Genomic DNA, 739 nt, shown 5'->3' on the forward strand with positions numbered 1-739 from the left:
CGTTCGATCATGCGCGAACACAACCTGGTCCCGTGCCAGCCGCGTCCGTTCCGCACGACCACCGAATCCGGCGACGACGACGGAGTGCCGGACCTGGTCAAGCGGGACTTCACTGCCGACCGCCCGGGAATCAAGTTCGTCGGGGACATCACCTACATTCACACCTGGCAGGGCTTCATGTATCTGGCGACCGTGATCGACTGCTTCTCCCGTAAGGTCGTGGGCTGGTCGATCGCCGATCACATGCGCACCGAGCTCGTCGCAGCCGCACTGAGCAATGCTGCTGCCACCACTCTGATCGAGCCGGAAGCGATTTTTCATTCCGATCGCGGCAGCGTCTACACCTCGCAGCTCTACCGGGCTCTGGTGGCCGGACTAGGGATGAGGTCCTCGATGGGACGGACCGGTCAATGCTGGGACAACAGCATGGCCGAAAGTTTCTTCGCTGCACTGAAGAACGAATGCGTCTACCGCACTGTCTACGCGACGAAACCCCAAGCGCGACAGGATGTTATTCGTTACATCGAGGGCTTCTACAATCCACGACGGAGGCATTCAGCCCTCGACTACCAAGCCCCGAACGACGTCCACTACAGTTACCGGCAGCACGTCAACGCGGCCTGAAATCAACCATCTCCAGTGTCCGAAATCCCTGCGGCAGATCAGTTTCTCCGGGCGTTTTCCTTCGGTCACGTCCGACAACTCGACGCCGTCGCCTCCCGGTTGTTGTGCGCACTCG

1 protein-coding gene is annotated in these 739 nt (G+C 60.4%); it reads left to right on the forward strand.

Going from position 1 to position 739, the window contains the following annotated elements:
• The coding region (locus HM984_RS18055; protein WP_179350118.1) for an IS3 family transposase at nt 1-624 on the forward strand (624 nt) is incomplete at its 5' end.
• Nucleotides 625-739: the final 115 nt, after the last annotated feature.

Source organism: Winogradskyella pacifica (assembly GCF_013403915.1).
GTDB lineage: Bacteria > Bacteroidota > Bacteroidia > Flavobacteriales > Flavobacteriaceae > Winogradskyella > Winogradskyella pacifica.